This window comes from Hydrococcus rivularis NIES-593, assembly GCF_001904635.1.
GTDB lineage: Bacteria > Cyanobacteriota > Cyanobacteriia > Cyanobacteriales > Microcystaceae > Hydrococcus > Hydrococcus rivularis.
Genome location: NZ_MRCB01000019.1, coordinates 1 through 26,973, shown reverse-complemented (window position 1 = coordinate 26,973; position 26,973 = coordinate 1). Strand labels below are relative to the sequence as shown.

General features: G+C 47.8%; 22 protein-coding genes and 1 pseudogene. 12 read left to right on the top strand and 11 right to left on the bottom strand.

The genetic code is table 11. The features are described from left to right. Positions 1–319 precede the first annotated feature (319 nt). The 3 genes from NIES593_RS15280 to NIES593_RS15270 form a co-directional block, all read right to left on the bottom strand. Positions 320–691 (bottom strand): hypothetical protein, encoded by a 372-nt coding sequence (locus NIES593_RS15280; protein ID WP_073600398.1) that lies wholly within the window; start codon positions 689–691, stop codon positions 320–322. A gap of 155 nt (positions 692–846) precedes the next feature. Further along, positions 847–1,680 carry a hypothetical protein gene (locus NIES593_RS15275; RefSeq protein ID WP_073600397.1) on the bottom strand — a complete coding sequence of 278 codons (834 nt, stop codon included), beginning with the start codon at positions 1,678–1,680 and terminating at the stop codon, positions 847–849. 12 nt (positions 1,681–1,692) lie between these two features. Further along, positions 1,693–1,890 (bottom strand): hypothetical protein, encoded by a 198-nt coding sequence (locus NIES593_RS15270; protein WP_073600396.1) that lies wholly within the window; start codon positions 1,888–1,890, stop codon positions 1,693–1,695. Between the two features lie 632 nt (positions 1,891–2,522). Here NIES593_RS15270 and NIES593_RS15265 point away from each other — a divergent pair. Further along, positions 2,523–3,689, top strand: coding sequence for a pyridoxal phosphate-dependent aminotransferase (locus NIES593_RS15265; protein ID WP_073600395.1), 1,167 nt, complete (start codon positions 2,523–2,525; stop codon positions 3,687–3,689). A gap of 230 nt (positions 3,690–3,919) precedes the next feature. Here NIES593_RS15265 and fahA read toward each other — a convergent pair whose 3' ends face one another. From fahA to NIES593_RS15250, 3 genes are all read right to left on the bottom strand, one after another. Further along, a complete protein-coding gene (gene fahA / locus NIES593_RS15260; RefSeq protein ID WP_073600394.1) occupies positions 3,920–5,239 on the bottom strand; it encodes a fumarylacetoacetase in 1,320 nt (439 codons plus the stop codon). A gap of 238 nt (positions 5,240–5,477) precedes the next feature. Beyond that, on the bottom strand, positions 5,478–6,353 hold the full coding sequence (locus NIES593_RS15255) for a hypothetical protein (protein ID WP_073600393.1): 876 nt from the start codon (positions 6,351–6,353) through the stop codon (positions 5,478–5,480). A gap of 104 nt (positions 6,354–6,457) precedes the next feature. Further along, positions 6,458–7,012, bottom strand: a complete 555-nt coding sequence (locus NIES593_RS15250; RefSeq protein WP_073600392.1) for an Lrp/AsnC family transcriptional regulator — start codon at positions 7,010–7,012, stop codon at positions 6,458–6,460. Between the two features lie 298 nt (positions 7,013–7,310). Between NIES593_RS15250 and hppD the strand changes: the two genes are divergently transcribed. The 6 genes from hppD (at position 7,311) to NIES593_RS15220 (ending at position 15,550) form a co-directional block, all read left to right on the top strand. Further along, positions 7,311–8,405 carry a 4-hydroxyphenylpyruvate dioxygenase gene (gene hppD / locus NIES593_RS15245; protein ID WP_073600391.1) on the top strand — a complete coding sequence of 365 codons (1,095 nt, stop codon included), beginning with the start codon at positions 7,311–7,313 and terminating at the stop codon, positions 8,403–8,405. A gap of 100 nt (positions 8,406–8,505) precedes the next feature. Further along, positions 8,506–9,666 carry a homogentisate 1,2-dioxygenase gene (locus tag NIES593_RS15240; RefSeq protein WP_073600390.1) on the top strand — a complete coding sequence of 387 codons (1,161 nt, stop codon included), beginning with the start codon at positions 8,506–8,508 and terminating at the stop codon, positions 9,664–9,666. 231 nt (positions 9,667–9,897) lie between these two features. After that, on the top strand, positions 9,898–10,386 hold the full coding sequence (locus NIES593_RS15235) for an Hsp20/alpha crystallin family protein (RefSeq protein WP_073600389.1): 489 nt from the start codon (positions 9,898–9,900) through the stop codon (positions 10,384–10,386). A gap of 169 nt (positions 10,387–10,555) precedes the next feature. Further along, on the top strand, positions 10,556–12,427 hold the full coding sequence (gene dnaK / locus NIES593_RS15230) for a molecular chaperone DnaK (RefSeq protein WP_073600388.1): 1,872 nt from the start codon (positions 10,556–10,558) through the stop codon (positions 12,425–12,427). 90 nt (positions 12,428–12,517) lie between these two features. Beyond that, positions 12,518–14,497 carry an ATP-dependent zinc metalloprotease FtsH gene (ftsH, locus tag NIES593_RS15225; RefSeq protein ID WP_073600387.1) on the top strand — a complete coding sequence of 660 codons (1,980 nt, stop codon included), beginning with the start codon at positions 12,518–12,520 and terminating at the stop codon, positions 14,495–14,497. A 96-nt stretch (positions 14,498–14,593) separates the two neighbouring features. Further along, complete coding sequence (locus NIES593_RS15220) at positions 14,594–15,550, top strand: DMT family transporter (RefSeq protein ID WP_073600386.1); 957 nt, start codon at positions 14,594–14,596, stop codon at positions 15,548–15,550. 567 nt (positions 15,551–16,117) lie between these two features. Here NIES593_RS15220 and NIES593_RS24265 read toward each other — a convergent pair. Then, on the bottom strand, positions 16,118–16,264 hold the full coding sequence (locus NIES593_RS24265; protein WP_175561150.1) for a hypothetical protein: 147 nt from the start codon (positions 16,262–16,264) through the stop codon (positions 16,118–16,120). Positions 16,265–17,048: 784 nt separating this feature from the next. Here NIES593_RS24265 and NIES593_RS15215 point away from each other — a divergent pair. Continuing rightward, the gene (locus NIES593_RS15215; protein WP_073600385.1) at positions 17,049–19,787 is read left to right on the top strand and encodes a bifunctional acetate--CoA ligase family protein/GNAT family N-acetyltransferase; all 2,739 of its coding nucleotides are present in this window, start codon (positions 17,049–17,051) and stop codon (positions 19,785–19,787) included. 35 nt (positions 19,788–19,822) lie between these two features. Here NIES593_RS15215 and NIES593_RS15210 read toward each other — a convergent pair whose 3' ends face one another. Together NIES593_RS15210 and amrS are read right to left on the bottom strand one after the other, a co-directional pair. Continuing rightward, entirely contained in the window at positions 19,823–20,641 is an 819-nt protein-coding gene (locus NIES593_RS15210) for an alpha/beta fold hydrolase (RefSeq protein ID WP_425432543.1), read from the bottom strand. A gap of 451 nt (positions 20,642–21,092) precedes the next feature. Next, positions 21,093–22,106 (bottom strand): AmmeMemoRadiSam system radical SAM enzyme, encoded by a 1,014-nt coding sequence (gene amrS, locus NIES593_RS15205; RefSeq protein WP_073600451.1) that lies wholly within the window; start codon positions 22,104–22,106, stop codon positions 21,093–21,095. Between the two features lie 454 nt (positions 22,107–22,560). Between amrS and NIES593_RS15200 the strand changes: the two genes are divergently transcribed. Continuing rightward, positions 22,561–23,493 carry a ribose-phosphate diphosphokinase gene (locus NIES593_RS15200; protein WP_073600384.1) on the top strand — a complete coding sequence of 311 codons (933 nt, stop codon included), beginning with the start codon at positions 22,561–22,563 and terminating at the stop codon, positions 23,491–23,493. Positions 23,494–23,746: 253 nt separating this feature from the next. Here the strand turns inward: NIES593_RS15200 and NIES593_RS25860 are convergent. Then, a pseudogene (locus NIES593_RS25860) lies at positions 23,747–23,866 on the bottom strand (pepsin/retropepsin-like aspartic protease family protein); the annotation flags it as partial. Between the two features lie 72 nt (positions 23,867–23,938). Between NIES593_RS25860 and NIES593_RS15195 the strand changes: the two are divergent. From NIES593_RS15195 to NIES593_RS15185, 3 genes are all read left to right on the top strand, one after another. Continuing rightward, positions 23,939–24,217 carry a DUF1816 domain-containing protein gene (locus tag NIES593_RS15195; protein ID WP_073600383.1) on the top strand — a complete coding sequence of 93 codons (279 nt, stop codon included), beginning with the start codon at positions 23,939–23,941 and terminating at the stop codon, positions 24,215–24,217. Positions 24,218–24,233: 16 nt separating this feature from the next. Beyond that, positions 24,234–24,683 (top strand): pyridoxamine 5'-phosphate oxidase family protein, encoded by a 450-nt coding sequence (locus NIES593_RS15190; protein WP_073600382.1) that lies wholly within the window; start codon positions 24,234–24,236, stop codon positions 24,681–24,683. Between the two features lie 153 nt (positions 24,684–24,836). Beyond that, positions 24,837–25,157 (top strand): GYD domain-containing protein, encoded by a 321-nt coding sequence (locus NIES593_RS15185; RefSeq protein ID WP_015142173.1) that lies wholly within the window; start codon positions 24,837–24,839, stop codon positions 25,155–25,157. Here the strand turns inward: NIES593_RS15185 and NIES593_RS15180 are convergent. Further along, on the bottom strand, positions 25,154–26,632 hold the full coding sequence (locus tag NIES593_RS15180; protein WP_073600381.1) for an AAA family ATPase: 1,479 nt from the start codon (positions 26,630–26,632) through the stop codon (positions 25,154–25,156). The genes NIES593_RS15185 and NIES593_RS15180 overlap by 4 nt on opposite strands. Between the last annotated feature and the right edge of the window lie 341 nt (positions 26,633–26,973).

Below are 26,973 nucleotides of genomic sequence, written 5' to 3'. Positions count from 1 at the left end.
CATTTGTCCTTTGTACTATTTGTATTAGTTCAAACGATCTCATACAGTGAAAAGTGAAACAGGACAAGTTAATCTTTAGGTTAAGAAATTTTTCTTTTATTAAATTTTTAATGTGAAATTTAGATTATTCAGATTTTAGGAAGCGAAGAGATTTCAATGCCAAGTGCGAAACTTCCTGAAATCCACAAAATCTCTATAAATATGGCAAGACCATGCCCGAACGCAACTTTGTCCCAAGGCTCTCAATGTAACAAAAAGCGATCGCGCCGACAAGGATACGCGATCGCCAAAATACCACTAAAGATTTTTTGTCCTAAACTTAAAACACGCCGATAGCAATAGCGGCTGTCATCAAAAACAAAGCCAACATAGACACGCCTATGACGGCAATTAAACCATTGAGGTTCGACTTGTGCTCGCTTGTGTTTCTTGGCGTTGGCTCTTCTTCTAAATGCATTTGTCGGATGACATCAGAAATTTCCTGAGCATCCCTAACATGATGGAGTGCCTTAGTTTCCCCATTAGGATAGGTGACAATGAAATAGGTGGGAACTTTAATGTGGGCACCTGTAATATCGTACTTATCTACCGCTATTTGTTTGGCTTTTTCCTCAATCGTTTGAGATTCTTCAGCAATTCTATCCCCTGGATTGGCAGTCAGAGGCATTTGCATTCCTACGTAGCTAACCATAGGAACCTCCACTCTTTTTAAAAAGTATTTTTGATGAGCTAATTTGCTTCTATGCTAAAAGAATCGGCAACTAAATCTAAAAATTCAAAAAAATATTTAAAATTTATTATCAATCCTTCATCTTTTACTCAATTTCTTAAATGAAGTGATTTACTTTATTTAGGCTCGGCAGGATAGGGCATATAAAGACCGACTGCAAAACGCTTCCAACAACCAACCTGGCCGCACTTTTTAATGACAACATCCCTAATAGCTTGACGCGCTCGCTTTTTGTTTTCTTGGGGCAGACCTTGAGGATAGAACCAATCCAAAATATCATTAATGCTCATTGCCTTGGGCATATTTTCTTCCAAGCAAGTTTTTATCGCTTCGGTCAGGTTTTTATACCGATCCAATTTCTCGTTACCGGGTAGGCGAGATACCCCTCTTTTTCTCGATCTTCTTTTAGTTGGGAGAGAGGCAAGTTCGGGAAATTCACTCAAGTCAATCGTCCAACAGTCGGGAGAATCGGGCACTGCCATCCATCTTCCTTGACTCGCTCCTCGTTCGAGAAGTTGCTTTACTACCTGCTTGACTGAGTGAAGTTCTTTGTCTGCTAACCGCCCGCAAAGTATTCTGACGATATAATCCAGGTGCAACATTTTTCCTCGATTAGTTTTCAAAAGTTCTTCTAAATCTTCTAGATTGGGAAGAAATGACCCGATAGAGATCGCTCCTGGTTGTTCTAAGCTGGGCAGTTGAACCGATATTGGCGATTCTTGCCGCTTGACCGTTGTCTTAATGACATTGTCTAACCCTAGCTCCAAAGTTGCTTGCTGCTCTAGAGTAGGCTGACCTAGATTGAGCAGGGTTTCCACGTGAGCTAAACGAGAAGCAGCTAAAGTAGCAGAGCGTTGGTGATAATCGAGCAAGGCACGATAATAATTCGCTAACTCGTGCAAGAACTGTTCGCTATTCTGTGGCGGTTCTGGTAGCGGCAATTTCGTCATCTTTAATTTCCCTTAGTTTTTAATACAGCGCAGGCATTTACTCGCTACTCCGTTGCATTTGTTGCCATATTTGGGACAAGTTGTTGCATAGGTTTCTCGTTCGACATCTTCATGACAAAAGTGACAAATAAATTTGTATATCCTAGTGTGAATCGTTCTAGTATGCGCTCTGACCGTGTATTCTTTGACATAAACTTTCTTGCTCGGCATCTTCTTGTTTGACTGTTTTACGGCTCTGCTACTTGTGAGTGTGAGGTGGTAATTACATTATTCTATTTCTAACAAATGTAGAATGGTCGGGCTGTTCGGCAGATACGACAACGATGGCTTCCATCTACTATGAGAAAAGTGCGTCGAGATAGAAAGCATCGTAATGTAATACTATTTTAGATTTTGGATTGAGAAAGACTCATATCATTTTTCATTCATTAATGACAGAAATAGTCGATCGCCCTCACCCCCATCCCCTCTCTCTATTTGGGAGAGGGGTGAAGAATGTCGATCGCGAAAACATGAAAATTGGTTTTATCCCATAAAGGTTTTAAAAATCCATCCGTAGCCAAGATTTTTCAAATTGGTATAACGCAGATCCATCAGCAGCTTAGCTTAAGAAAGATAGAGATTGACCAACATAGCGCGAGCTATTAACTAGAAAGATATGATGGGTTATTAGCAGTATAGTTTCTCTTCACGATGGTGGGATACATAATTCCCAGTTGCGCCAGTAGAAACTCAATCGAGTTGAACAATTATGTTTGCACCCATCTCAGAGAAGCGCTCTTGGCTTCTCTTGAAGATTAACTTTTCCAGTTAACTTTGCTGCCCTAGAAAAAGGAATTCCTATGAAATTTGCCAAGCGAATGAGTCGTTTAGGAACTGAATCAGCCTTCGAGGTCTTTGCCAGAGCAAAAAATTTAGAGGCGCAAGGCAGAAAGATTATTCACCTCGAAATCGGTCAGCCCGATTTTAAAACTCCCATGAATATTTGTGCAGCTGCTTTCCAGGCGATGAAAGATGGATACACCGGATACAGCCCTGCTGCCGGACTATGGGAATTTCGCGAAGTCATAGCCGAGCACATTTCGCAAACGAGAGGCATTGAGATTTATCCCGATGAAGTTGTCGTGACTCCCGGCGCCAAACCGATTGTTTTTTTTACTATCCTAGCGCTGATTGAGAAAGGAGATGAGGTAATTTATCCCAATCCGGGTTTTCCTATTTATGAATCGGTTATTAACTTTGTGGGCGCAAAAGCCGTTCCGCTGCCCTTGCGAGAGGAAGTTGATTTTCGCTTTCGCGTTGAAGATTTAATTGCCGCAATTTCCGATCGCACTCGCCTATTAATTCTTAATTCTCCCCAAAATCCTACGGGCGGTTTTCTCAAAAAAGAGGATTTAGAGGCAATTGCCAATCTGGCAAACAAATACGATTTTTACGTCCTCTCCGACGAAATCTATTCCCGCATTCTCTATGAAGGACAACACGAAAGTATTATTGGTTTTCCTGACATGAAAGAGCGAACAATTTTGCTCGACGGTCATTCAAAAACCTATGCGATGACGGGATGGCGATTGGGCTACGCTATCGCTCCCAAGCGACTTGTTGAGGAGATTGTGCGATTAACGATTAATTCTAATTCCTGTACGTGTTCGTTTACTCAAATGGCAGGAATCGAAGCGCTCAAAGGATCGCAAGATTTTGTTACCCAAATGGTTGCCCAATTTAAACAGCGGCGGGATGTAATTGTAGAAGGTTTAAATACCATTGAGGGAATTAGTTGCCTTAAACCCGCAGGCGCTTTTTATGTCTTCCCCAATGTGAAGCAGTTGCCCCTTTCCTGTGGGGAACTTGCCGACTATCTACTCGAAGAAGCGGGAGTAGCGGTATTGTCCGGTACGGCTTTTGGAAAATTTGGCGATGGATACTTGAGGCTTTCTTATGCCAATTCTCTAGAGAATATCCAAGAAGCACTAGAGCGGATTCAAGCAGCCATTAGCAAGCTCAAATAAATATATATATTTCTGTAACACGACTATTTGGTTTTGAATCATAGAAGTCATTAACAATAATCGATTGGATAGTTATGGGGTAGGCGATCGATAAAAACTTTTGGTCAAATAACGGTGCAGCCCTATGAGTTGATGGCGGTGTAGTGCTAGCTTCTAGCTATTATTTATCAGATCGGAGTCTAGGAGATCGCAATCTGCTAAAGTGACACAAGAGGGTTAAAGCGAGAAGTCTACTCTACAGATAGAACTGTGCCTCGGCATTCCCCGAATCCTACTCTGGCGTAGCCTTCTTTTTCGCAGTATCCTCGCAAAATCACTTCGTCTCCATCAGATAAGAAACCTCGCTTTTCACCTGTTGGCAGTTGAATGGGTTGTGAGCCGCGCTGGGTAAGTTCGAGCAGAGATCCTTGCGAACCTTCTTCGGCACCTGAGACTGTGCCGCTAGCCAGTAAATCTCCCGTGCGGAGATTGCAACCATTACTTGAGTGATGGGCAAGCATCTGAGCTAATGTCCAATACATCTGTGCAAAAGAAGCGCGACTCAAACAAAATGACTCCATCCCCGCCTCGCGCATCTGAGCCGAAAGCAGCCATACTTCTACCGTGAGGTCGATCCCGCCCAGGCTAGCATCCTGCCGCGAAAAAAGATAGGGCAACGGCGGGGGATCTCCTTGGGGACGAGAAAACGCCGAACAGCGAAAAGGGACAAGCGCTTCTAGAGTCACTACCCAAGGCGAGATGGTGGTAGCAAAATTCTTGGCAAGAAAAGGACCGAGGGGTTGGTATTCCCAGGCTTGGATATCTCGTGCCGACCAGTCGTTAACCAAGCAAAGTCCAAAGATGTGTTCCTCAGCATTGTCTATTGGGATGGGCTGACCGAGTTTATTTCCAGTCCCTACAAAGAATCCGACTTCCATTTCGTAGTCGAGAAGTCGAGAAGAACCGAAACTGGGGGCTGTCTCATCGGGACGCTTTCGCTGACCTTTGGGACGATTGATAAATGTGCCGCTGGGTACGATAGAGGAAGCGCGTCCGTGGTAGGCGATGGGGACATACTTGTAGTTAGGAAGTAGGGGATTGTCGGGGCGGAATAGCTTGCCAACGTTGGTGGCATGAAAAATTGAGGCGTAAAAGTCCGTATAATCGCCAATCTCGGCGGGTAGTAAAAGTTCGACATCGGACATCGATACGAGAATTTCTCGTTCTGGAAGGGATTTTTGCGTGTCGTATCGCAACAGTGCGCTCAAGCAACGGCGCAGCGCCAAGGAAGCTTCGCTCCCCATCGCCATCAGTGGATTGAGGTTGGTTGCCGCACAAGCTTCTTGCAGTTTCCCGGGAAGTTCTTCTAGGAGTCCGGCTTCGACACATAAAGACAAATCGAGAATGCGATCGCCGATCGCAACGCCAATGCGCGAGGAGTCAATGCTATCCCGCCTGCGAAATACTCCTAAAGGAAGGTTCTGGATAGGAAAATCGGTGTCTTTTTGATTCGCCGATTCTACCCAACTGCGCAAATTCGGATCGTGTGTGGCATCGATGGGACGGATCATATGTCATTCGTAATTCGTAATTGGGAGCAGGGGGAGACTTCTGAGACGGGGAGAGGGGGACTCAAAGACTGGGGGACAAGGAGACAGGGGAGACTGGAGAGACAATTAACTACTATCCACTGTACAGGCGGGTTTATCTAAAAATCCTAGAGATTTACCAACACTTACTGCAAAAAAACCGCCCCTACTACTAACTACTCCCCAATCCAAAATCAAATCACTGACTCCTAACAACCAATTAGCTTAACAGTTTTAGTGTCTTGAGGTCGTCTATTGGCTCTTTAAAGGAGCAGGAACCAAAGGATCGAAAGAAACGTTGTCTGGCTCCCTCTATTTCTGAAAGGTTTAGGTGATGGGATGCCCAGCTAATTCCGTCTTCTGCGAATCGGAAACCTTCGATGGAAGATTCCTGAAGAATTGCTAGCGCTTCTTCTCGCGTGATTTTTTGCCAATAGGCGAGTGCTGCCGCGATCGCAACATTGAGAAAACCATGCATTGCTGTGGTATTGCTCTGTGACTCGTAGTTTAAAGGATAGTTGCCTGGTAAGGGATGATGTAGTCCTGCGGTTGCCTTAAAGGGAATTTGAGCTTCGGCAAACGAGATAATATAATGACTTAGTTGGAATGCGGTTGGAAAAGCCTCGGCGATCGTGCTTCCGGTTCGGATTTTAGCCAGTGCATCGGCGTATTGCAGGGCAGCTAGATAGGCTTCTAAGTTTCCATCCAGGGGAATTTCAAAGAATACGTCAACGCCAGCCGAGAGATTGGGAAATACGCTTTCGATCTCGTCGGGGGGCAGTGGGGGAAATTCTAGGGCAGCGAGCTTTATTTTGCCTCCGTCAGAGATAGATTGTACCCTTTCCATCTCCGACTCCAGATTTCCCGAAAGAATAATTGCGATCGACCATTGCTGTGAGGAAAATGCTGGTAGGAGTTCTTCAAACTCGTTGAGTCGGGACGCTGGTAGGACAAAACGACCCAGCATCCAATTATAGGAACTCATTCGATCGCGATCGTAATTTGCCATCGCCTCCCGCATGTCAAGCTTGGCTGGCGGGAAAAGTCCGGCATAGTCCACAATCGATGAGAGAAGTATTTTTATCGATGCAAGCATAAAGCCTCGTTCTCTATTCAAATTCCGGTGCCCAAATGCCAGCAACTGCTAGTTCCCAGCCAGGAAGCAACTCCGGCACCGTTAACAAGAGGTCTGAGTCTATATTATTCATTCTCGCTTAAACTCACGCTGTCAATTGCAGCTTCAGGCAATGGCAATGAAGTAGATGCTTTGATTTCGTTGAGAACGATGCTAGTACGAATCTTATCCACACCTGGAATGCGAGTAATTTTGTCGAACAAAAACCTTTCTAGATGCTGGCGATTGGAGACAACTACTTTCAGCAGATAATCAAATTCGCCAGTGAGGTGGTGACATTCTAAGACTTCTGGTAATTCCTTGACGCGATCGCAAAATTGCCCGACATATTCAGGTCTATGGTGGGCAAGCGTTATCTGTGCAAAACATAACAAGTCTAAACCTATCGCCTCGCGATTGACCAACGTAACGTAACCTTCAATGATGCCGCTTTCTTCAAGCTTCTTCAGTCTTTTTTGCAATCCCGGCGCTGAGAGATTGACCCGACGAGCCAATTCAGCGCTAGGAATCCGGCTGTTGTTTTGCAACAGGTGCAAGATCTGTCGGTCTATCTCATCCAACTGTTGAAGTTGTTCGGCGTTTTTTGGCGCTGGCTTTACCTTAGTGTTGTTCTTTAGCAATTTATCTCTCCAGTTAGACTCGTTCGAGGATGTTCGACGGATACGTTGGTAGAAGATCGAATCAAATCAAAGTATATAAAATAACGATCGATACTTTTATAACTTTAAAAATAAAATTTATAATCTTATTAAAGGCTTTTAGTTAATTAACGCAACTAAAGGTCAAGCCATTAAAAACCAGCTTTCGATTTCTAGCAAGCATCTGAACTGTCTGCGTCTAGATATTCCCATCCCCAATTGCTCTCCCAACAACATCGAGAAAGGCAGTCCTAAAGGCTGCTTTAAAGGAGAAATTCAAATGAGCGACTTTTTTCCGATTAAGGGATTCGACCATCTTGAGTTCTATGTCGGCAACGCCAAGCAGGCAGCTTTCTATTACTCAAAATGTTTCGGATTCACCAATACGGCATACCGGGGTCTGGAAACTGGCAGCCGCGAAACCGCTTCTTATGTAATGGAGCAAGGAGATATCCGCTTTGTTTTGAGTACGGGGATCAATCCAGACCACCCGATCTCAAAAAGCGTTCTCAAACATGGAGATGGCGTAGCCGTCATTGCCATAGAAGTTCCGGATGCTGTCGATGCCTACAAAGCGACAGTCGAGCGAGGAGCCGAAGCCGCGATCGCGCCGACTGAAGAAGAAGACGGGCGCGGGATATTCCGCTACGCCGCTATCCACGGCTACGGAGATGTATTAATCAAATTCATCGATCGCAGCGATTATTCTGGCGCGTTTGCACCGGGTTTCGAACCTCGCTACAGCGATCGCCCTCTCTCTTATGAGACGAAACTAAAAGCGATCGACCACGTAGTCGGAAACGTTGAAGTCGGCGGCATGGAGCGATGGGCGAAGTTTTTCGCCGACACGATGGGCTTTAGCCTATTGGTGCATTTTGACGAGAAAACGATCTCGACAGAGTACTCGGCATTAATGTCTAAAGTAATGCAGGACGGTACGGGCAAAATTAAATTGCCGATCAACGAGCCTGCCGGGGGCAAGCGGAAATCGCAGATCCAAGAGTATTTGGAATACCATTGCGGTCCGGGAATTCAACACGTCGCTCTCGCTACTGACGATATTATCGCGACAGTCGCCCATCTCAAGGCGGCAGGAGTTGAGTTTCTCGACACCCCGAAAACCTATTACGAGAACTTGGAGAAACGAGTCGGCAAGATCGACGAGCCGGTCGATAAGCTAGCAGAATTGGGAATTCTGGTAGATCGGGATGAAGAAGGGTATTTACTCCAGATTTTCACCCAACCCGTGCAAGATCGACCGACGCTATTCTTCGAGATAATCGAACGGCACGGAGCGCAGGGCTTTGGTGAGGGGAATTTTAAAGCTTTGTTCGAGGCGATCGAGCGCGAACAGGCGATGCGGGGCAATCTATAGAAGGAAAAAGTTAAAAGGAAAAAGGCAAAAATACTGACTTCTCACTTTTCCTTTTTTGCCTTAGATGGATAGGAAACAGACAAAGCACAGGGATGAAACCATGACTTACTACTACAAGTTAGGACGCATTCCCCATAAGCGGCATACGCAATTTCGTCAAGCCGACGGATCTTTGTATCGCGAAGAGTTGATTAGCACTCGCGGCTTTTCGGGCGTGCAATCTCTGCTCTACCACCTGCACCCGCCTACCCAGCTCGATAAACTGTTACTCGATAGAATACTAGAAATTCCCTATGAAGAACCAGGGGCACTGCATCCCCGCCATCTGCGTGCGGCAACTGTAGCTACTGGGGGCGATGCGATCGCGGCAAGAGTTCCGCTCGCAGCTAATGACAACGTCTGTATCTCAGTGGCACGACCGACAGAATCAATGTCCTACTGGTATCGCTTTGCCCACGGCGATGAGGTCATTTTCATCCACGAAGGCAGTGGCATACTAGAGAGCCAATTCGGAATTCTCCGCTATCGACCGGGCGATTATTTAGTGATTCCTGCTGGAGTGCTTTGGCGTATCCTTCCCGACGAAGGCAGCCAACAGCGAATGCTGGTTATCGAAGCCAATGGGCACGTCGAACCGCCCGCCCGCTATCTCAATCGTTACGGTCAATTTCTAGAACACTCCCCCTATTGCGAGCGCGACATTCGCCCGCCAGAGGAGCTGATTGCCCACGACGAAGAAGGCGAGTTCGAGATTCGGGTCAAAGCGCGCGATCGCATTACCCGCTACTTTTATCGCTATCATCCCCTCGATGTGGTCGGTTGGGATGGTCATCTTTGGCCCTATGCCTTCAATATCGAGGATTTTGAGCCAATTACAGGTCGGGTTCACCAACCGCCGACCGTGCATCAAACCTTTGAAGGTCCTGGCTTTGTTGTGTGTTCTTTCGTCCCTCGGCTGTTCGACTATCACCCTCTGGCGATTCCGGCTCCATACAACCATTCCAACGTCGATTCGGATGAAGTTCTTTACTACGTTGAGGGGAACTTCATGTCGCGCAAAGGAATCGATCGGGCATCAATTACCATTCATCCCGGCGGCATTCCCCACGGTCCTCACCCAGGAACTTACGAGGGTTCTATCGGCAAGGAACGGACTGACGAACTCGCCGTGATGATCGATACCTTTCGTCCGCTAAAGCTCACACAATATGCAGCTGCCTTGGAGGATAAAGACTACCCCTACAGTTGGAGAGGGCAATAACCCAAACGATACGATATATCAGTATGGTCGGGGTACGGAAATTGCGATCGCTTTTGCCAGAGAACCGAACCTAGTGCACCGAGATTTTCTTGTTAGCTTGTAACTGGGGAGCCTGAGATCGAGCTTCCCGAAATCGAAACCTGGAATTGAAAAACCTTACCAATTTCCGACGAATCGGGAAGCTTGAGCTTAAGCCTCCTATGAAAAAACTCCAAGATTGGAGGTGTAGTTATGTCACTTATTCGTTGGGAACCTTTCCGAGAAATCGAACGCTGGGAACCTTTCTGGGAATTCGAACGTTGGGAACCCTGGCGGGAAATGGAACGCATACAACAGCGCATGAATCGCTTGTTTGAAAGATTGATGCCCGATGGCGGAAGAGCGCTTTCTTTTGGCGTTCCTGTCGCTGAAATGGAAGAAACCGACAGCGAGATTCGCCTCAAACTCGAAGTCCCAGGTTTGGAAGCCAAAGATCTCAACATTGAAGTGACCGCTGACTCGGTTTCGATTAGCGGCGAGCGCAAGTCGGCCACTAAGACTGAAGGAATAGGAGTCACTCGCTCTGAATTCTACTATGGCAAGTTCGAGCGAACGATTCCATTACCTGCCCACATTCAAACCGACAAAGTTCAAGCCGAATACAAAAACGGGGTCTTGAGTCTCACTATGCCGAAAACCGAGACAGAAAAACACAAAGTCGTCAAGGTTAGCGTTGCTTAATTGACGAAGTGCTTTTCAGGCTCCGCCGTGCAACGGCGGACTATCTTGCACTCGGTTAGGTTAGAGATTCACTTGCGAAGCGAACAGGATTGGTAACTCGATTTTCACTACCAGTCCTGTCAACCCCATTCTTTTCTAAATGCAACGATTGGCTGGGGAGAGAACGTATATGCCAAAAGTAGTTGGAATCGATTTAGGAACGACAAACTCTTGCATTGCTGTTATGGAGGGAGGACAGCCAACGGTCATTGCTAATGCCGAAGGACAGCGTACTACTCCCTCCGTCGTCGCATATACCAAAACGGGCGATCGCTTGGTCGGTCAAATTGCCAAACGCCAAGCGGTAATGAACCCAGAAAATACATTTTATTCGATCAAACGCTTCGTCGGTCGCAAATATGATGAAGTTACCCACGAAGCAACCGAAGTCTCTTACAAAGTCCTGCGCGACAGCAACGGCAACGTTAAACTCAATTGCCCCGTCGCCGGCAAACAATTTGCCCCCGAAGAGATTTCCGCTCAAGTGCTGCGCAAGCTGGCTGAGGATGCAAGCAAATATTTGGGAGAAAAAGTCACTCAAGCAGTAATTACTGTTCCTGCTTACTTCAATGACTCCCAACGGCAAGCCACTAAAGACGCGGGAAAAATCGCCGGTCTCGAAGTTCTGCGCATCATCAACGAACCTACGGCAGCTGCCCTCGCCTACGGTTTAGATAAAAAGACGAATGAAACGATTCTCGTCTTTGACCTCGGCGGTGGCACTTTCGATGTATCCATCCTCGAAGTGGGCGATGGAGTCTTTGAAGTGAAATCTACTAGCGGCGACACGCACCTCGGCGGCGATGACTTCGATAAAAAAATTGTCGATTGGCTGGCTGATGAGTTTAAGCGCAACGAAGGCATCGACCTGCGCAAAGACAGGCAAGCGTTGCAGCGGCTGACGGAAGCAGCAGAGAAAGCTAAGATCGAGCTTTCGAGTGCCACTCAAACTAATATTAACCTGCCTTTTATCACTGCTACCCACGAAGGACCAAAACACCTAGAAATGACCCTGACGCGGGCACAATTCGAGCAGATGTGTTCCGACCTCATCGATCGCTGCCGCAAGCCAGTGCAACAGGCGCTTCAAGATGCTAAACTCACGACTGCCGACATCGACGAGGTAGTTCTGGTCGGCGGTGCGACGCGCATGCCAGCCGTTCAAGCTCTCGTGCGGCAAATGACGGGTAAGGAACCCTGCCAAGGTGTTAACCCCGATGAAGTCGTCGCCGTCGGTGCGGCAATTCAAGCAGGCGTTCTAGCGGGTGAAGTGTCCGATATCTTGCTGCTCGATGTTACGCCCCTATCCTTGGGTGTAGAAACCCTGGGCGGCGTGATGACCAAGATTATTCCTCGCAATACCACGATTCCTACCAAGAAATCGGAGATCTTCTCCACGGCGGCAGACGGGCAGACGAGTGTAGAAGTTCACGTCCTCCAAGGCGAACGAGAATTAGCCAAAGACAATAAGAGTCTGGGTACATTCCACTTGATGGGAATTCCTCCGGCTCCTAGAGGCGTACCGCAGATTGAAGTTACCTTCGATATCGATGCTAACGGCATCCTCTCGGTTACTGCCAGAGATCGGGGTACGGGCAAACAGCAGTCGATTTCGATTACAGGTGCTTCTACACTACCGAAAAATGAAGTGGAACGCATGGTGCGAGATGCCGAGTCCCATGCAGCCGAAGACAGAAAGCGCCGCGAACAAATCGATACGAAGAATCTGGCAGACTCTGCCGCCTATCAAGCCGAGAAACAACTCCGAGATTTGGGCGATCGCGTCAGTACTGCCGATAAGAGCCGAGTAGAGGGATTGGTGAAGGATTTGCGCGAAGCGATTAACCAAGAAAACTACGATCGCATGAAGTCTCTCACTAACGAGTTGCAGCAGCTGCTCATGCAAGTAGGCAGTAACATTTACGCTCAAGCTGGAAGCGCGACGGGCGGAACGGCTGGCGGCAATGATGTTATTGATGCTGACTTTGTGGAAAACAAGTAATTCACAAAGGTTAAAAATTGATCGGCATTAGCGATCGCGCCGTACAAGTAGGACACATTACTCAATTGATTTGACAAGGAGCTACTAGCAATGCCTATCGATACCAATAACAATCGTCGTCTGAAAATGCCTGAGCCAAAGCAGTTTGGCGGCAGCTTGATTCTCCTATTCGCGATCCTTATTCTTTTCAATTTGTTTTTATTGCAGGGACCTCGGTATCCTACAACAGCCTATAGCGATTTTATTGCTCAGGTAGAAGCGGGTCAAGTCGAGCGGGCGGAAATCGGTCCCGAACGAATCCGATACATTTTGAAAACCGATCGCGGTGCCGAGCGAACTGGGATTCAACCCGGTCAAGTTTTTGACACCATTCCCGTGCCTACGGATTTTGAATTGCCCAAGCTGCTGAGGGAGCATAACGTCAAATACTTTGTTCGACCTCCAAGTGGCATGGGCTGGCTCCGAACGGTATTGGGTTGGGTTGTCCCACCTCTTATTTTTGTTGGCATTTGGGCTTGGCTGCTCAGCCGCAGTCAAGGGGCTGGCCCTGCTGCTTTAACCCTTGGGAAGAGCAAGGCTCGTATCTACTCTGAAGGTAGCACGGGCGTGACATTTGATGATGTGGCCGGGGTGGATGAAGCGAAAGCAGAACTGCAAGAGATTGTCGATTTTCTCAAAAATGCCGGTAAATATACTCGTTTGGGGGCTAAAATCCCCAAAGGCGTGTTGCTAGTAGGTCCCCCAGGAACGGGGAAAACCCTACTAGCAAGAGCAATCGCTGGAGAGGCTGGCGTTCCCTTTTTCAGCATTTCAGGTTCCGAGTTTATTGAATTATTCGTCGGTCTTGGGGCAGCACGAGTACGCGACCTATTTGAGCAGGCAAAGCAACAAGCCCCCTGCATCGTTTTCATTGACGAATTGGACGCTCTTGGCAGATCGCGGGCAGGTGCTGGGTTTCCTTTAGGCGGCACCGAGGAGCGAGAACAAACCCTCAACCAACTCCTCTCCGAAATGGATGGCTTCGATCCCAATACGGGCGTTATTCTCCTGGCTGCTACAAACCGCCCTGAGATTCTCGATCCGGCGCTCTTGCGCCCTGGTCGGTTTGACCGTCAGGTTGTCGTCGATCGCCCGGATAAAAGCGGTCGGGAGGCAATTTTAAGAGTCCATTCCAAAACCGTAAAACTGGCTGAAGATGTTGACTTGGCGAAACTGGCAGCCCGAACGCCAGGGTTTGCGGGGGCAGATCTGGCGAATCTCGTCAATGAAGCCGCGCTGTTAGCAGCCCGGAGAAACCGCGATACAGTCACTATGACTGACTTTAACGAAGCGATCGAGCGAATTGTGACCGGGCTGGAGAAAAAATCTCGCGTCTTGAACGATCTTGAGAAAAAGACGGTAGCATATCACGAAGTCGGTCATGCGATTATTGGAGCGCTGATGCCGGGTGCAGGCACGGTTGAGAAAATCTCGGTTGTTCCCCGTGGAGTTGGAGCTTTGGGCTATACGTTACAATTACCGGAGGAAGATCGCTTTTTGATGATCGAAAATGAGCTTCGGGGTCGGATTGTGACTCTTTTAGGCGGACGCTCGGCAGAAGAATTGATCTTCGGTCAGGTTTCCACGGGAGCGAGCGATGATATTCAAAAAGCCACCGATCTGGCTGAGCGATTTGTCACTCTCTACGGGATGAGCGATGAACTCGGACCTATTGCTTTCGAGAGAACCCAACAACAATTTTTGGAAGGAACTATTAATCCTCGGCGTTCGGTCAGCCCTAAAGTCGCTGAAGAGATCGATCGCGAAGTAAAGGAGATTGTCGATAGCGCACATCACATCGCGCTGACGATCTTAACTAAGAATCGGAATCTGCTCGAAGAGATGGCGACTGCGCTCCTCGATAGCGAAACCTTAGAGGGAGAAAACCTTAAAGAGTGGCTTAGCCGGGCACAATCTTGTACGGAGGTGACTCAATGGTTACAAACTGGCAAACTTTCTCCCGGAACGCAGTTGATGCAAACGAAACTCGATAACCAACAATCGGTTGCTGTAGCTGCTCTTGGAAGTTAGGAAGTTTGAATGGTTCGCGCTCCCATCAGGCGATCGCTCAAGATCCGATCCAAGTAAAATAGCTAGATTGGATTTGTTTTAAAAAGCGTTTTAATTGTGAAGGGAATTCTAACAGTTCTTCTATCCGCCTTTTTCTTAACTTTCCACAACATTACTGTTCGAGTTCTGTTTTCAGAGCATCTCTTTGTTGGTTTATTCTTACTCGGCGGATATGTTAAACCCAATTTGCCTAATTCATTTTTGCTGATGTTTATGCGGATGCTGTTAGTGGTTCCACTGATGGTAGTTCTCGCTATCCGGCTGTATCCATCGGCTTTCAAAGAATTCCGAGGCTTATTCGCCCGCGATCGCAGGGATGTTCTGATGCAAGCATTTGGCTGTGGCGTGTTGATGTTTGTCTACATTGCCTCGCTCTATATTGCCATTGGTTTGATTCCGACAGGAATTGCCATGACACTCTTCTTCACCTATCCAGTTTTTACGGCATTACTATCCTGGAAGTTTTTTGGCGATCGCCCTACGTTTTTTCGCTGGATAATCATGGGCACGATTTTGGTAGGCAGTGCCCTTACCATTCCCCAGTCTTCTGCCACTAATAATCATTATGCGATCGCGAGCGGCATTCTCGCCAGTATCGGTTCTGGGATCGTTTATGCTTTTTACAATGTGGTTGCCCAAAAATGTTTTGAAAAACTGCACCCGATCCCCTTTACTTGGATTAGTTTTGCTTCTACACTGCTGCTTTCTGGCATTAGCTTATTGTTTTGGCAGCTTCCCGATGCTCGACTTGCATGGACTCCCCTGTGGATTTGCAGTATTTTTTCAGGTTTGGTCAGCTTTATCGGACATACCCTCAACAATATCGGCATTCGTATAATTGGTGCAACTGCCGCTTCTATAATTGGTTCTAGTAGTCCGGCATTGACGGCACTACTTGCATGGGCAACAATTCGTGAAACTCTTGATGGAATTCAGATTTTCGGAATTGGCATCGTCACGCTAGGGATTGCTTTGCTCAGTGGAGAACGAACTTTTTGGACTAAACGCGATTAATACCATTTTGAATTTTCGATTGAGAAAGACTCATCTCATCAAGGTTTTAAAAACCTATCTCCTTACACACAGAACTGCTGACTAATTGCGAACCGATCGCTGACGAACCACGCGGACTCCCACGAAGTGGAGGAGCATCGGCGAATTGGTATAACTTTTCAAAAAAATTTTGTCACAGAACTTCTGAGTATTCTCGCTAAGTAGGGGAATACAGTGCCTCTTCCCAAATAATATGTCCTCCGGTCATTATCTTGTCCTTCGGTTCTATTTTCATAGACGTTCAATCTTTCGCCGTCCCAAGATAATGACTGTTGGTACAAATACTTGTGTAAGCGCTCGTACCCAGTCACATTGCATCACCTTTTTCCATTTATGTAGGGTAAAATTTACGCGCCCATCGCTTCCCCAAACATCTACGTCTATACAACGCTCGCTTGGGGAAACTTTTTGGCATTCGCTTTTCGTCAACGCCTTTCTGGCTGCTACTACAATGCAGTAGTTGCTAGATAATAAAAGCCATCAAAGGCATCCAGCGTCTCCAATGAAGATAATTAACGTACCAAAGGGCTAACATTCTCTTGTCTCCACGTATTCAAACCCGTCATCAAGCTGACGGTAAATAGTTTTCCATTCATGGGTGCTGTCAGCATACACGCTGACATAGTAGGCAGTATCGTCCTCATAGTGCCAATAGCTGTGTTTATAAGTAGACATAGTTATTTCCTCTTCCCGTTATTGATTGGACATTAGTTTGCGCGCGCGATCGCGATTACGTAGTGTAGATGTGTAAATGCGATCGCGAGTATTGGTGAAGCGTTAACATTCGATACGTTAGCGTCTCGCCTAGTATTTCTGCTGCGGGAATAGTCTCACTGTTGCTAGGTTCCTAACAACGTGCTTTTACCTTGGCAAGTGAAGGGATAAAGCCAAGTATCATAACGCTCAGAACCAGTAACATTCGAGTCTAAGAATGCTACTGAGTTCATGACCAATATACATATAATATAATAACTTATTTGAAGACAAAGTGTGTTGGCACGCTGTTATGTAGCAATAAAATCTATTGTGCGAATTCTAATGGGTTTCGCAAGGGAGAGTTATCAACTCAAGTAAAAGCAAACTTGCCGTTAATTAATTGATGAATTCATCATCTCCTAATTTTGAGCATGACCTGCTCGATTAGTTCTGGGTAGGATTTTCCCGCAAGCGATCGCTATCTTTCAACCCAGTAGAAACTCAAAATAAAACGAAAAGCAACCAGATAAAAAGTGAGAATAATGTTTAGATGCTTGGTTCAAAATTTTGATAAATTTTACTAAAAATTCCAAATATTAGAGTTATTTTTTTCTAATTAATTTAGCCATGAAAACAATTTTGCTGTTGGTTAAAACCAAGCAAAAATAACAAAAATTTTCTATAAAATAGGAATTGGAGAAACAAAATCATCCCCATTTAAAGCAACTAGCTATGTAAGTAATTACTTACGAGGAATATAAAAATGATACAGCCCTTCAAACCAACTACCGATCCGGCTTACGATATTTTCCGCTCCGAGCGCCAGCCCCTCAACTCCATCTTGGCACCGGAGACGATAGCCGTGTTCGGTGCTACCGAAAAAGAAGGAAGTGTGGGGCGAACTTTACTGTGGAATCTAATCAGCAACCCCTTTGGCGGCACAGTTTTTCCCATCAATCCTGCCCGACGTAGCGTCCTGGGCATTAAAGCCTACCCCAACATCAAGGCGGTCCCAGAACCAGTGGAGCTAGCGGTCATCGCTACTCCCGCACCGACAGTGCCCGGCATCATTGGAGAGTGCGTTGAAGCTGGTGTCAAAGGTGCGATTATCATTTCTGCGGGCTTTAAAGAAATCGGCTCGGCGGGACTCGATTTAGAGCGGCAAATCATCGAGAAAGCGCGGGGCAAGATGCGCATTATCGGTCCCAATTGCCTTGGAGTAATGAATCCGCATACGGGTCTCAATGCCACTTTTGCCAGCGCAATAGCTCGTCCTGGCAATGTTGGCTTTATCAGTCAGAGCGGTGCCCTGTGTACTGCTGTCCTCGATTGGAGCTTTTCTGAGAATGTCGGTTTTAGTGCCTTTATTTCCACTGGCACGATGCTAGATGTGGGTTGGGGCGATCTGATTGACTATCTCGGTAGCGATCCCTACACCCAGAGCATTATTATTTACATGGAGTCGATAGGCGATGCTCGCTCATTCCTCTCTGCGGCAAGGGAGGTGGCATTAACTAAGCCAATCATCATCATCAAAGCGGGTCAGACGCAAGCAGCAGCTAAGGCATCCGCCTCCCATACCGGAGCCATGGCAGGTAGTGATGAGGTTATCGATGCCGCCTTTCGCCGCTGCGGGGTGCTGCGAGTCAATCGCATTTCAGAACTGTTCGCTCTGGCAGAGGTACTAGCCAAACATCCCCGCTTGCCCAAAGGGCCTCGACTGACCATTATCACCAATGCTGGAGGACCGGGGGTACTGGCGACTGATACCTTAATTGCCACGGGAGGCGAACTGGCAGAACTTTCTGAAACAACAATTGCCCAACTCAACGAATGTCTGCCCCCTCACTGGAGTCATGGCAACCCGATTGACATTCTAGGTGACGCGAACCCAGAACGCTATGCCAAAGCTGTAGAGATTGCCCTCAAAGATCCGGGCAGTGACGGTTTACTGGTGATTCTAACTCCCCAAGCCATGACCGATCCCACCCAGACAGCCGAACAGTTGAAACATCTCGCCAAAAACGCTGACAAACCCGTCTTGGCTAGTTGGATGGGGGGAGATGAGATAGCGGCGGGCGAGTCCATTCTCAATCGCGCTGGCATTTCCACCTATCGCTATCCCGATTCAGCAGCGCGGCTCTTTAATTTCATGTGGCGATACAGCTACAACTTGAGCGGCATCTACGAAACTCCGACCATACCCCCCGATGAGAAAGGAATACCCAATCGCGTTCTGGCAGAAGCGATTGTCAAATCGGTGCGCCACAAAGGTAGAACTATTCTCACCGAACTGGAATCTAAACGCATTCTGTCCGCCTACGGTCTTCCTGTTATCCAGACGGCGATAGCCGAGAATGAAACCGAAGCAGTAGAATTAGCTAACGCTATTGGCTATCCCGTAGTGCTGAAACTCCTGTCGGAAACCATTACCCATAAAACCGATGTGGGTGGGGTGCAGTTGAATCTCCTCAGCGCAGAAGATGTCAAATGGGCTTATCGTGCCATTGAAACATCGGTGAGAGAAAAAGCCGGGAAGGAGCATTTTTTGGGAGTGACCGTACAGCCAATGCTCAACCTCAATGGCGGTTATGAACTAATCGTCGGTAGTAGCATCGATCCCCAATTTGGATCGGTGCTGCTGTTTGGCTCCGGGGGACAACTGGTAGAGGTGTTTAGAGACCGAGCGCTAGCGCTACCTCCTCTCAATACAACCCTGGCGCGGCGGATGATGGAACAAACCAAAATTTATAAAGCCCTCAAAGGAGTCCGAGGACGCAAATCTGTGGATCTTCGCGCTTTAGAGCATCTGATAGTGCGATTCAGCCAGCTTGTGGTCGAGCAGCCTTGGATTAGAGAAATTGACATCAATCCTCTATTCGTCTCTTCAGAACAGATGATAGTGCTAGATGCCCGGATCGTGCTTCACCCAGAAGAGATCGCAGAAGGCCAACTTCCCAAACTAGCAATTCGTCCCTATCCACTCCAATACGTCGCACCATGGAAAATGGAAGATGGCACCCCCGTTACGATTCGCCCTATTCGACCGGAAGATGAGCCGCAAATGGTTCAATTTTACCAAACCCTCTCCGAGCAAAGCATCTATTGGCGTTATTTCCATCTGATGGCACTGAGTCGGCTTACCACCCACGAGTGGTTAACCCGCCTCTGCTTCATTGACTACGATCGCGAGATGGCACTGGTGGCGGAGTACCGAAATCCGGCAACTGGAACCCCCGAAATCCTAGCAGTAGGTCGCTTAAGTAAATTGCCAGGGGTAAACGAGGGCGAATTCGCTATGCTGGTCAGCGATCCATACCAGCGTCTTGGCTTAGGAACTGAGTTGCTGAAACGACTGGTACAAGTTGGTCGCGACGAGCAATTAGAGCGGATCTCGGCTGAAATTTTGCCTGAAAATCATGCCATGCAGCGAGTGTGTGAAAAAGTCGGTTTCCACCTCCGTCGCACTCGTGAGTTAGTGAAAGCAGAGATTGATTTATGAATTTACTATTATGACAGAGAAGGACTTGCAGCAGTTCACGAATGAGTTTGAATCCAGCGAATCGCTTGCGGCCAAATATGCAGATGAGCCTGCCGTCCGACGAGCATCCCGACGTGTTGCAGAGCGACTCCCGTGTCTCCTTCATACCACAGCAGTTGGGAATCGGGATGGCGAATGGCTTGATGGAATGGCACGACGGACTGAGGCGGAACGAGTCGGCATCGCGCATCTACCACGCTCAGCACCGAAGCTGTCACCTGCTCTGGCAGAGCCAGCTTTCCCCCAACTCTTAAGGTTCCGCTCAGAAAGCGATCCTCGCGATACAATTTCTCAACAACTTCTTCAAAAAGATGCTGTGCCATGGGCATCTCTTCGAGCGTCCAGTGGACGACCCGCAGGTGGGTCAATCGGGCGTGGCGATCCCGAAGGCTTAAAATCCAATCCAGCCATCGGTCAAATCCGAGGGGGACTGGAGCGATAGTTCCGGAGACGATAGAGAGAAATGAGCCGGGAACATTTCCCAGAGCTGCCGTTAAAAAAGAAGTTTTGGGAGAAGCTGCTACGAAAGAAGCCAGAATTCCCGACGACGAACCAAAACCAAGAGGAGATCCCAGGAGAATCAGTCCTTTGACTCGTTCGGGGTGGAGGGCGCAAAAGATGGCAGCGAGAGTTCCTCCCAAGGAATGCCCGGCTAGGAAAATCTGTGATTGTCCGGTCTCCAACGAGATCTGTTCCAAACAGTCTAGAATAAGGCGGTCAGCATATTCCGACAAACCGGAATCTTGTTGAGCTTCTCCTGGCGGCTCCCACTCGATAAGGTATACTCGCAATCCTGCCCGAAGGCAATGACGCACAACGCTGACAGAGGGACTCAAATCCCAAATCGATGCGCTTTTAATCGGGGCGGGAACGATTAGCATTACCGGTCCGCTTTCCCAGTCGGACCTATAGGAGCGAAGCCCGATCCCAGGTTCGGAAAAAATAATCTCAAACGGAGTTTCTACCGCTCCTAACCCGAACTCAGCGAGTTGGCGTGCGAGCCATCGGCGAGAACGATCTAGTTGGGAAAAATAGAGGGAAGCTCCCTTACTTAACCAGGTTAAATAGTTCATGTTGCTATGAACTTGACCCATTCATCGCGATTGGCTCTTCTTTGACCACTATTATTATGGCAATCTATTAGTTTTCTTGCCTAATAGACTTCTTAATATTTTTACAGGGGTCTAATAAACACTTGAGATGAGACTCTTGTGAGACGATCGCGATGGCATCCTAAACGACGACTCCTGAGGTAAACGATCCACCTTACATCCCAACCCCCGCGATCGCGAATCCACAATCCGGACAGCATCCATTTTGAATTCGGTTGTCTAACACTCCCAAACCACTGCGCTCGATCGCTACGTTACCGCATCCGGGACAGTAAGTGTTCTGGCTCTCCGCATCGGGGACATTGCCAATATAGACGTATCTTAGCCCGGCTGCCAGTCCGATTTCCCGTGCCTGACGCAGCTTATCTAGCGCCGTCGGTGGCACGTCTGTCAGCTTGTAATCTGGGAAGAAGCGGCTGAGATGCCAGGGGGTATCCACACCAAGCTCTTGAGCGATGAATTGCGCGGCATCCCTCAACTCTGCCGGATCGTCATTGATGCCGGGGATCGCCAAGGTCGTTACTTCAAGCCAGATCCCCAGCTGTTTCATTGCCTTGAGACTGTCTAGCACTGGCTGTAGCCGCGCCCCGATATAGTGCCGATAGGTTCGATCGCGGAACGCTTTCAGGTCAATATTGGCAGCATCCAGATAAGGTTGGATGGTCTCCAACATTTCAGCGGTCATGTAGCCGTTAGTCACGTAGATGTTGGCCAAACCAGCCGCACGAGCGAGTCGTGCCGTATCATAGGTATACTCAAAAAAGATGGTCGGCTCCGTGTAGGTGTAAGCAACACTGCGGCAGCCAAAGCGCTGTGCGTCAGCCACGATTTGTTCGGGGGTCGCCTCATAGCCAGCAATGATATGCTCAAGACGCGGCATTTGGGAAATCTCCCAATTTTGGCACCAGGCACAGCGAAAGTTACAGCCTGGGGTGGCGATCGAATAAGCAGTCGAACCCGGATAAAAATGAAACAGCGGCTTTTTCTCCACTGGGTCTACATTTTGGCTAATCGTGCGCCCGTAAACCAGCGTATAAAGTTTTCCGCCTTCATTTTCGCGAACTTGACAAATCCCCATTTTGCCATCGGCGATGAGGCAACGATGGGCGCACAGATGGCAGCGAACTCGATTGTCTGCTAGCTTTTCATAAAGCATTGCTTCTTTTATTGCCATGACTACTCGATCGCGCGGAACACAGCTTCAATATCTTTCTAACGCGATCGGGTTTTCGTAGATAGAAGCGTTTAGAAAAATTGACATCTTCACCTTCTGCCCCGATATCTGTTTACTGTCTCGCTCGATAGAGACGGTTATCAGAAAGATGGGTCTAAAACCCCGTCCTTCTAGGACGGCTTTTCCTGGTTCCTGATTAGGTTAGAAGCTGTTTGTAAACTAAAGTTAAGAAGCTAATGGGAAAATCTGAAATGCTGCCGGATTAATTTTTAAGTATAATCTCAGTGATTTTTTTAGAATGAAATTAGATAAGCTCGTCGATTTTTACAACAAGCGAGCTAAGATGACCGCCGCAGTGTGAAACCGAAAAATTTAACCAGGATTGAGATCGATAAGGTGGTCTGGTAGTGGGGAATGAGCCTCTCTCTAGCAACAAGAGGTACTAAGAATGGCTAACTTCATTCTTTTGGCTGGCACCGCTAATCCAGGATTGGCAAATGCGATCGCCCAAGAATTGGGAGTCCAGTTAGGGGCTTGCGTAACCGAACGTTTCCCAGATGGCGAAGTTGCGGTGCAGTTGCTCGAATCAGTCCGCCACAAGACGGTCTTCATCGTGCAGTCAACCTCGCCCCCAGTCAACGACCACCTAGTTGAACTTCTCGCGTTTGCAGATGCGTGCCGTCGCGCGGCAGCTAGCCAGATTGTCGCCATTGTGCCCTATTTTGGCTATGCTCGTTCGGATAAGCGACATGGACGGCGGGAACCAATTAGCGCCAGTATGGTGGCCGAACTGATACAGGTTGTTGGCATCAATCAGGTTATCACGCTCGATCTGCACGCCCCGCAAATTGAAGGGTTTTTCCGCATTCCTGTAGACAGCCTTACGGCAGTACCGACGTTCTGTGAAGCGTTACGCGATCGGCTACCTCCCGATCTCGTTGTGGTGTCGCCAGATATCGGACGGCTTGAGATGGCAACTCATTATGCCCAACAGCTCAATACTTCCGCGATCGTGCTGCATAAGCAGCGCAAGAGTGGCACAGAAACTGAGGTGACGCGAGTTATCGGTGACGTGCGCGATCGCCCCTGCCTGATTATCGACGACATGATTTCAACGGGCGGCACGATTGCTAGAGGGATTGAGGCACTCCTCAACGCGGGTGCCCGCGCTGAGATGACCGTTGCTGCCACTCATGGACTGTTTGTCAAGAATGCGCGTGCCAAGCTTGCTCATGGGAGCATCAGGGCAATCTTTGTCTCCGACTCTGTATCGCCAAGCGATCTGGACTGGCCACAATTGCACGTCGTCTCAATCGCACCCCTACTTGCCACAGCCATTCGACGGCTTAGCATCGACGGTTCTCTCAGCGACCTTTTCTAGGCGAGAGCAAGATTTTTCATCCAGGTTAGAGCCATCGATAACACCTCAAAACTTAATTTGCATAATTGCTGATGAGGGACTAAGGCTAGGTTTCCCAGTTTTGATTGCGATCGCTAAAAAGCTTATTTATTTAGCCTCGTTCTTTGGTTTTATATCAGAACTTATTGACAAACCGATGTAACATTTTCAGCTTTCAGGCGCGATCGCGATTTACCAATTCGCCAACAACTTACCTAAGAGAGTATTTACTTTGAATCACGGGTACGTCTTTCAATTGAGTCCAGGCAAATGCAAGCAAAACGGGTGGGAACGGAACAACTGTACCAGAAAGAACTAAGCCTCGTGCCTCATTACGAGCCAAATTTCCACTCAACCCTCACAATTTCCTCACTTTCAATCGGTAGAGTTAAATAAATAACACTCTTTTTGAATAAGTGCAAGTGTTATGCATGGTGACAATTTATCTCTGAATCCACTCAGCGCGATCGCAGATCCGATAAATAGTGATTCATCAATTGATGGTAAATATTGGTGGGTAGAGATCGTCACAGTGAACCCTCAGTGCATCTACTACTTCGGACCCTTTCAGAGTTCTCAAGAAGCCCAAACTATGGGTCCGGGTTATATCGAAGACTTACAAGCAGAGGGGGCCAAAGAAATTCAAGCAAGCATCAAATACTGTAACCCAAAACGGTTAACCATATTTGAGGGGGAAAGTTGCTAGAAAAGAGGAGTGAGTCATGGAGGAGAAAGTCAAAAACTTCATCCTCGAACTGATGGGGGAACACAACATAATGACCTTAGCGACTATCCGCGAAGATGGATATCCCCAAGCGACTACAGTTGCTTATGCCAATGATGGCTTGACGATCTACGCTGTTGTATCCCCAGACAGCCAGAAAGTACACAATATCAGAAAGTGCAATAAGGTATCGCTGACTATCGATCGCGACTACGAAGACTGGAATCAGATTAAAGGACTCTCAATGGGAGCGATTGCTGAAATTGTCACCGATCCCGATGAGTTCGATCGCGCGATCGCCATTCTCGAACGCAAATTTCCACAGATCGCGAGTATGTCTTGGCATCCCACGGCTGAAACAGTGGCACTTCTTAAGATTACGCCCAAGGTCATTTCGGTCCTTAACTATGCATTGGGATTTGGACATACCGATCTGATTGAAGTTTAGGGGAAGTTGGGTAAATGGCTGGGCACGCTGGCTGCTTAACATTTATTGAGGTTAGGTCAATTAGCCGATCGTTACACTAGAAGTGGAGGGAAGTTAGAAAAGTTCTTTATCTTCAGGAAAAGCTTTTTGATAAAATGCTTTAGGAGGTTTGGTATGTCCACCTACATTATTTTGAGCAATCTAACTGATGAAGGAGCCAAAACCCTCAAACACAACCCAGAGCGAATCAAAGAAGTTAATAAGGAATTTGAAGCCCTGGGCGTAAAAGTTCTCTCGCAGTATGCCGTGCTTGGACCTTATGATTTCGTTAATATCGTTGAGGGACCGGACAACGTGCAAATGGCGCGGATAGCTGCTGAGTTAAGTTCCCGTGGCAGCGTAAGAGTTCTGACTATGGCAGCCATTCCGATTGATGAATTCATCGGCAGTTTCCAAAAAAAGACCGATACGGCTGAGTTAGTCACCTCTGTCTAAATCGGGCTGGCAGCGATCGCTTCCTTGACTTGTCCGAGTCGATCTTGCTTATCGAGTGCGATCCTTATTTCATTCATGTCCGACAACTGTTGTAAGGCTCGAGCAATCTGAGAAATTGTGTTGGCTTTAATGGTATGGATTGGCACTCGATCGTTTTTAGCCATGCGCCGTAGGTCGGCGTTTTTTCTCAAGTGCGATCGCAATGCCAAGATGGCATCAGCCTTCTCGATTTTCCGGGTCAGGACGATAGGTAAATTCAGCGTCTCGATCGCAGACATCAATTGGTGAAGACCAATGCCGTAGGCGTAAAGACGCAACGGCGAAGTTTTGCCCATAAGAGCCAGCTTATAACGAACAGAGTCCAAGGATTGCACGTTTGGGAAAGGGATGATTTGTCCTGTCTTTCGCCAACCGTTTGACTCGGAAACGTCTAAAGGTTCGTAGGAAAGGGGTTGTTCGTGTACTGGCACGGGGGGAACCGTGCGAGTAATCGCGACCCGACCGTTTCCATTCATCGTTCTCATTTGCAGATGTGGCTGATGCCCCCGCAGGAGGCTATCTACTGTATCGGCGACGCTTTCATGAACTACCCAGCGCTGCCGTTCCAGCATTTCTACGGCAATATCAAAAGTGGGAGGCGCTTTGCGTTCTCGCACGGTCTTCTGGCTACCCCGTCGTCTAGCTTCTTCATCGCCGAGGGTGACCGACTGAATCCCACCCACCAGATCGCACAGGATCGGGTTTTTAATCAGGTTTTCAATCGAGTTGCCGTGAGCGGTGCCCACCAACTGTACGCCCCGCTCGGCAATGCTTCGCGCTGCATAGGCTTCTAGCTCAGTACCGATCTCATCGATGACGATCGCTTGGGGCATATGGTTTTCCACTGCCTCAATCATCACTTTGTACTGGAGTTCGGGACTTGCCACTTGCATCCGCCGCGCCCGACCGATCGCTGGATGGGGGATATCGCCATCCCCGGCAATTTCGTTAGACGTGTCAACGATGATAACGCGCTTATTTAGGTCATCCGCCAACACCCGCGCAATTTCCCGCAATGCAGTCGTTTTTCCCACGCCTGGACGACCTAGCATCAGAATCGACTTCCCCGTTTCTACCAAGTCGCGAATCATGTCGATCGTCCCATAGACTGCCCGACCGACGCGACAGGTTAAACCAATAATGTCTCCATTCCGGTTTCTAATGGCACTAATGCGATGCAGGGTTTGCTCGATACCTGCCCGGTTATCCGTCCCAAAGCGACCCACGCGATCGATGCAATAATCGATCTGTTCGCGGGTGACGAGAGTGTCAGACAGATGCTCCGCGCGTTCGTCTAGGAAACGGGCTTCTGGGCGACGACCCAGATCCAGAACGACTTCAATTAAGTTGTCTCGCTGTGGGTGTTGTTTTAAGACCTGTCGAATCTGTGGGGGAAAAATATCGAGTAATTTCTGAAGGTTGTCTGTAATTCGCATTGTTTCAATAACGATGTTGCTAGCGATCGCACGAGAGCAGAAAAGATTAGTTAGCGCTCCTGTAATAAGCGATCGCGGCTGGTGAGTAAAGATTGGCGGCGAATAGCAACATCAAATGGTAGAGAGCGATCGCTGCTATCTCTCAAATTTCAAGCTAACCTGGTCATAGTACTCGCGATTGAGAACTTGTAGATTACTCTCACCTCTAGTCTATCAAGCTCTGCTCGGACAGTTAGCGAGTAGAACCAAACGCTGTTGCGTTCTTTAACTTTTTTCCTCATCTCAGAATAGTTACTAATTTTGTAGACAAATATCTACTCAAGCTTGATAAGGTTTAAACC

What these genes read in the sequence shown, in the direction of transcription:
- NIES593_RS15280 (WP_073600398.1), bottom strand. Translation starts at nt 691, where the DNA reads ATGGTTAGCTACGTAGGAATGCAAATGCCTCTGACTGCCAATCCAGGG.
- NIES593_RS15275 (WP_073600397.1), bottom strand. Translation starts at nt 1,680, where the DNA reads ATGACGAAATTGCCGCTACCAGAACCGCCACAGAATAGCGAACAGTTC.
- NIES593_RS15270 (WP_073600396.1), bottom strand. Translation starts at nt 1,890, where the DNA reads ATGCCGAGCAAGAAAGTTTATGTCAAAGAATACACGGTCAGAGCGCAT.
- NIES593_RS15265 (WP_073600395.1), top strand. Translation starts at nt 2,523, where the DNA reads ATGAAATTTGCCAAGCGAATGAGTCGTTTAGGAACTGAATCAGCCTTC.
- fahA (WP_073600394.1), bottom strand. Translation starts at nt 5,239, where the DNA reads ATGATCCGTCCCATCGATGCCACACACGATCCGAATTTGCGCAGTTGG.
- NIES593_RS15255 (WP_073600393.1), bottom strand. Translation starts at nt 6,353, where the DNA reads ATGCTTGCATCGATAAAAATACTTCTCTCATCGATTGTGGACTATGCC.
- hppD (WP_073600391.1), top strand. Translation starts at nt 7,311, where the DNA reads ATGAGCGACTTTTTTCCGATTAAGGGATTCGACCATCTTGAGTTCTAT.
- NIES593_RS15240 (WP_073600390.1), top strand. Translation starts at nt 8,506, where the DNA reads ATGACTTACTACTACAAGTTAGGACGCATTCCCCATAAGCGGCATACG.
- NIES593_RS15235 (WP_073600389.1), top strand. Translation starts at nt 9,898, where the DNA reads ATGTCACTTATTCGTTGGGAACCTTTCCGAGAAATCGAACGCTGGGAA.
- dnaK (WP_073600388.1), top strand. Translation starts at nt 10,556, where the DNA reads ATGCCAAAAGTAGTTGGAATCGATTTAGGAACGACAAACTCTTGCATT.
- ftsH (WP_073600387.1), top strand. Translation starts at nt 12,518, where the DNA reads ATGCCTATCGATACCAATAACAATCGTCGTCTGAAAATGCCTGAGCCA.
- NIES593_RS24265 (WP_175561150.1), bottom strand. Translation starts at nt 16,264, where the DNA reads ATGTCTACTTATAAACACAGCTATTGGCACTATGAGGACGATACTGCC.
- NIES593_RS15215 (WP_073600385.1), top strand. Translation starts at nt 17,049, where the DNA reads ATGATACAGCCCTTCAAACCAACTACCGATCCGGCTTACGATATTTTC.
- NIES593_RS15200 (WP_073600384.1), top strand. Translation starts at nt 22,561, where the DNA reads ATGGCTAACTTCATTCTTTTGGCTGGCACCGCTAATCCAGGATTGGCA.
- NIES593_RS15195 (WP_073600383.1), top strand. Translation starts at nt 23,939, where the DNA reads ATGCATGGTGACAATTTATCTCTGAATCCACTCAGCGCGATCGCAGAT.
- NIES593_RS15190 (WP_073600382.1), top strand. Translation starts at nt 24,234, where the DNA reads ATGGAGGAGAAAGTCAAAAACTTCATCCTCGAACTGATGGGGGAACAC.
- NIES593_RS15185 (WP_015142173.1), top strand. Translation starts at nt 24,837, where the DNA reads ATGTCCACCTACATTATTTTGAGCAATCTAACTGATGAAGGAGCCAAA.
- NIES593_RS15180 (WP_073600381.1), bottom strand. Translation starts at nt 26,632, where the DNA reads ATGCGAATTACAGACAACCTTCAGAAATTACTCGATATTTTTCCCCCA.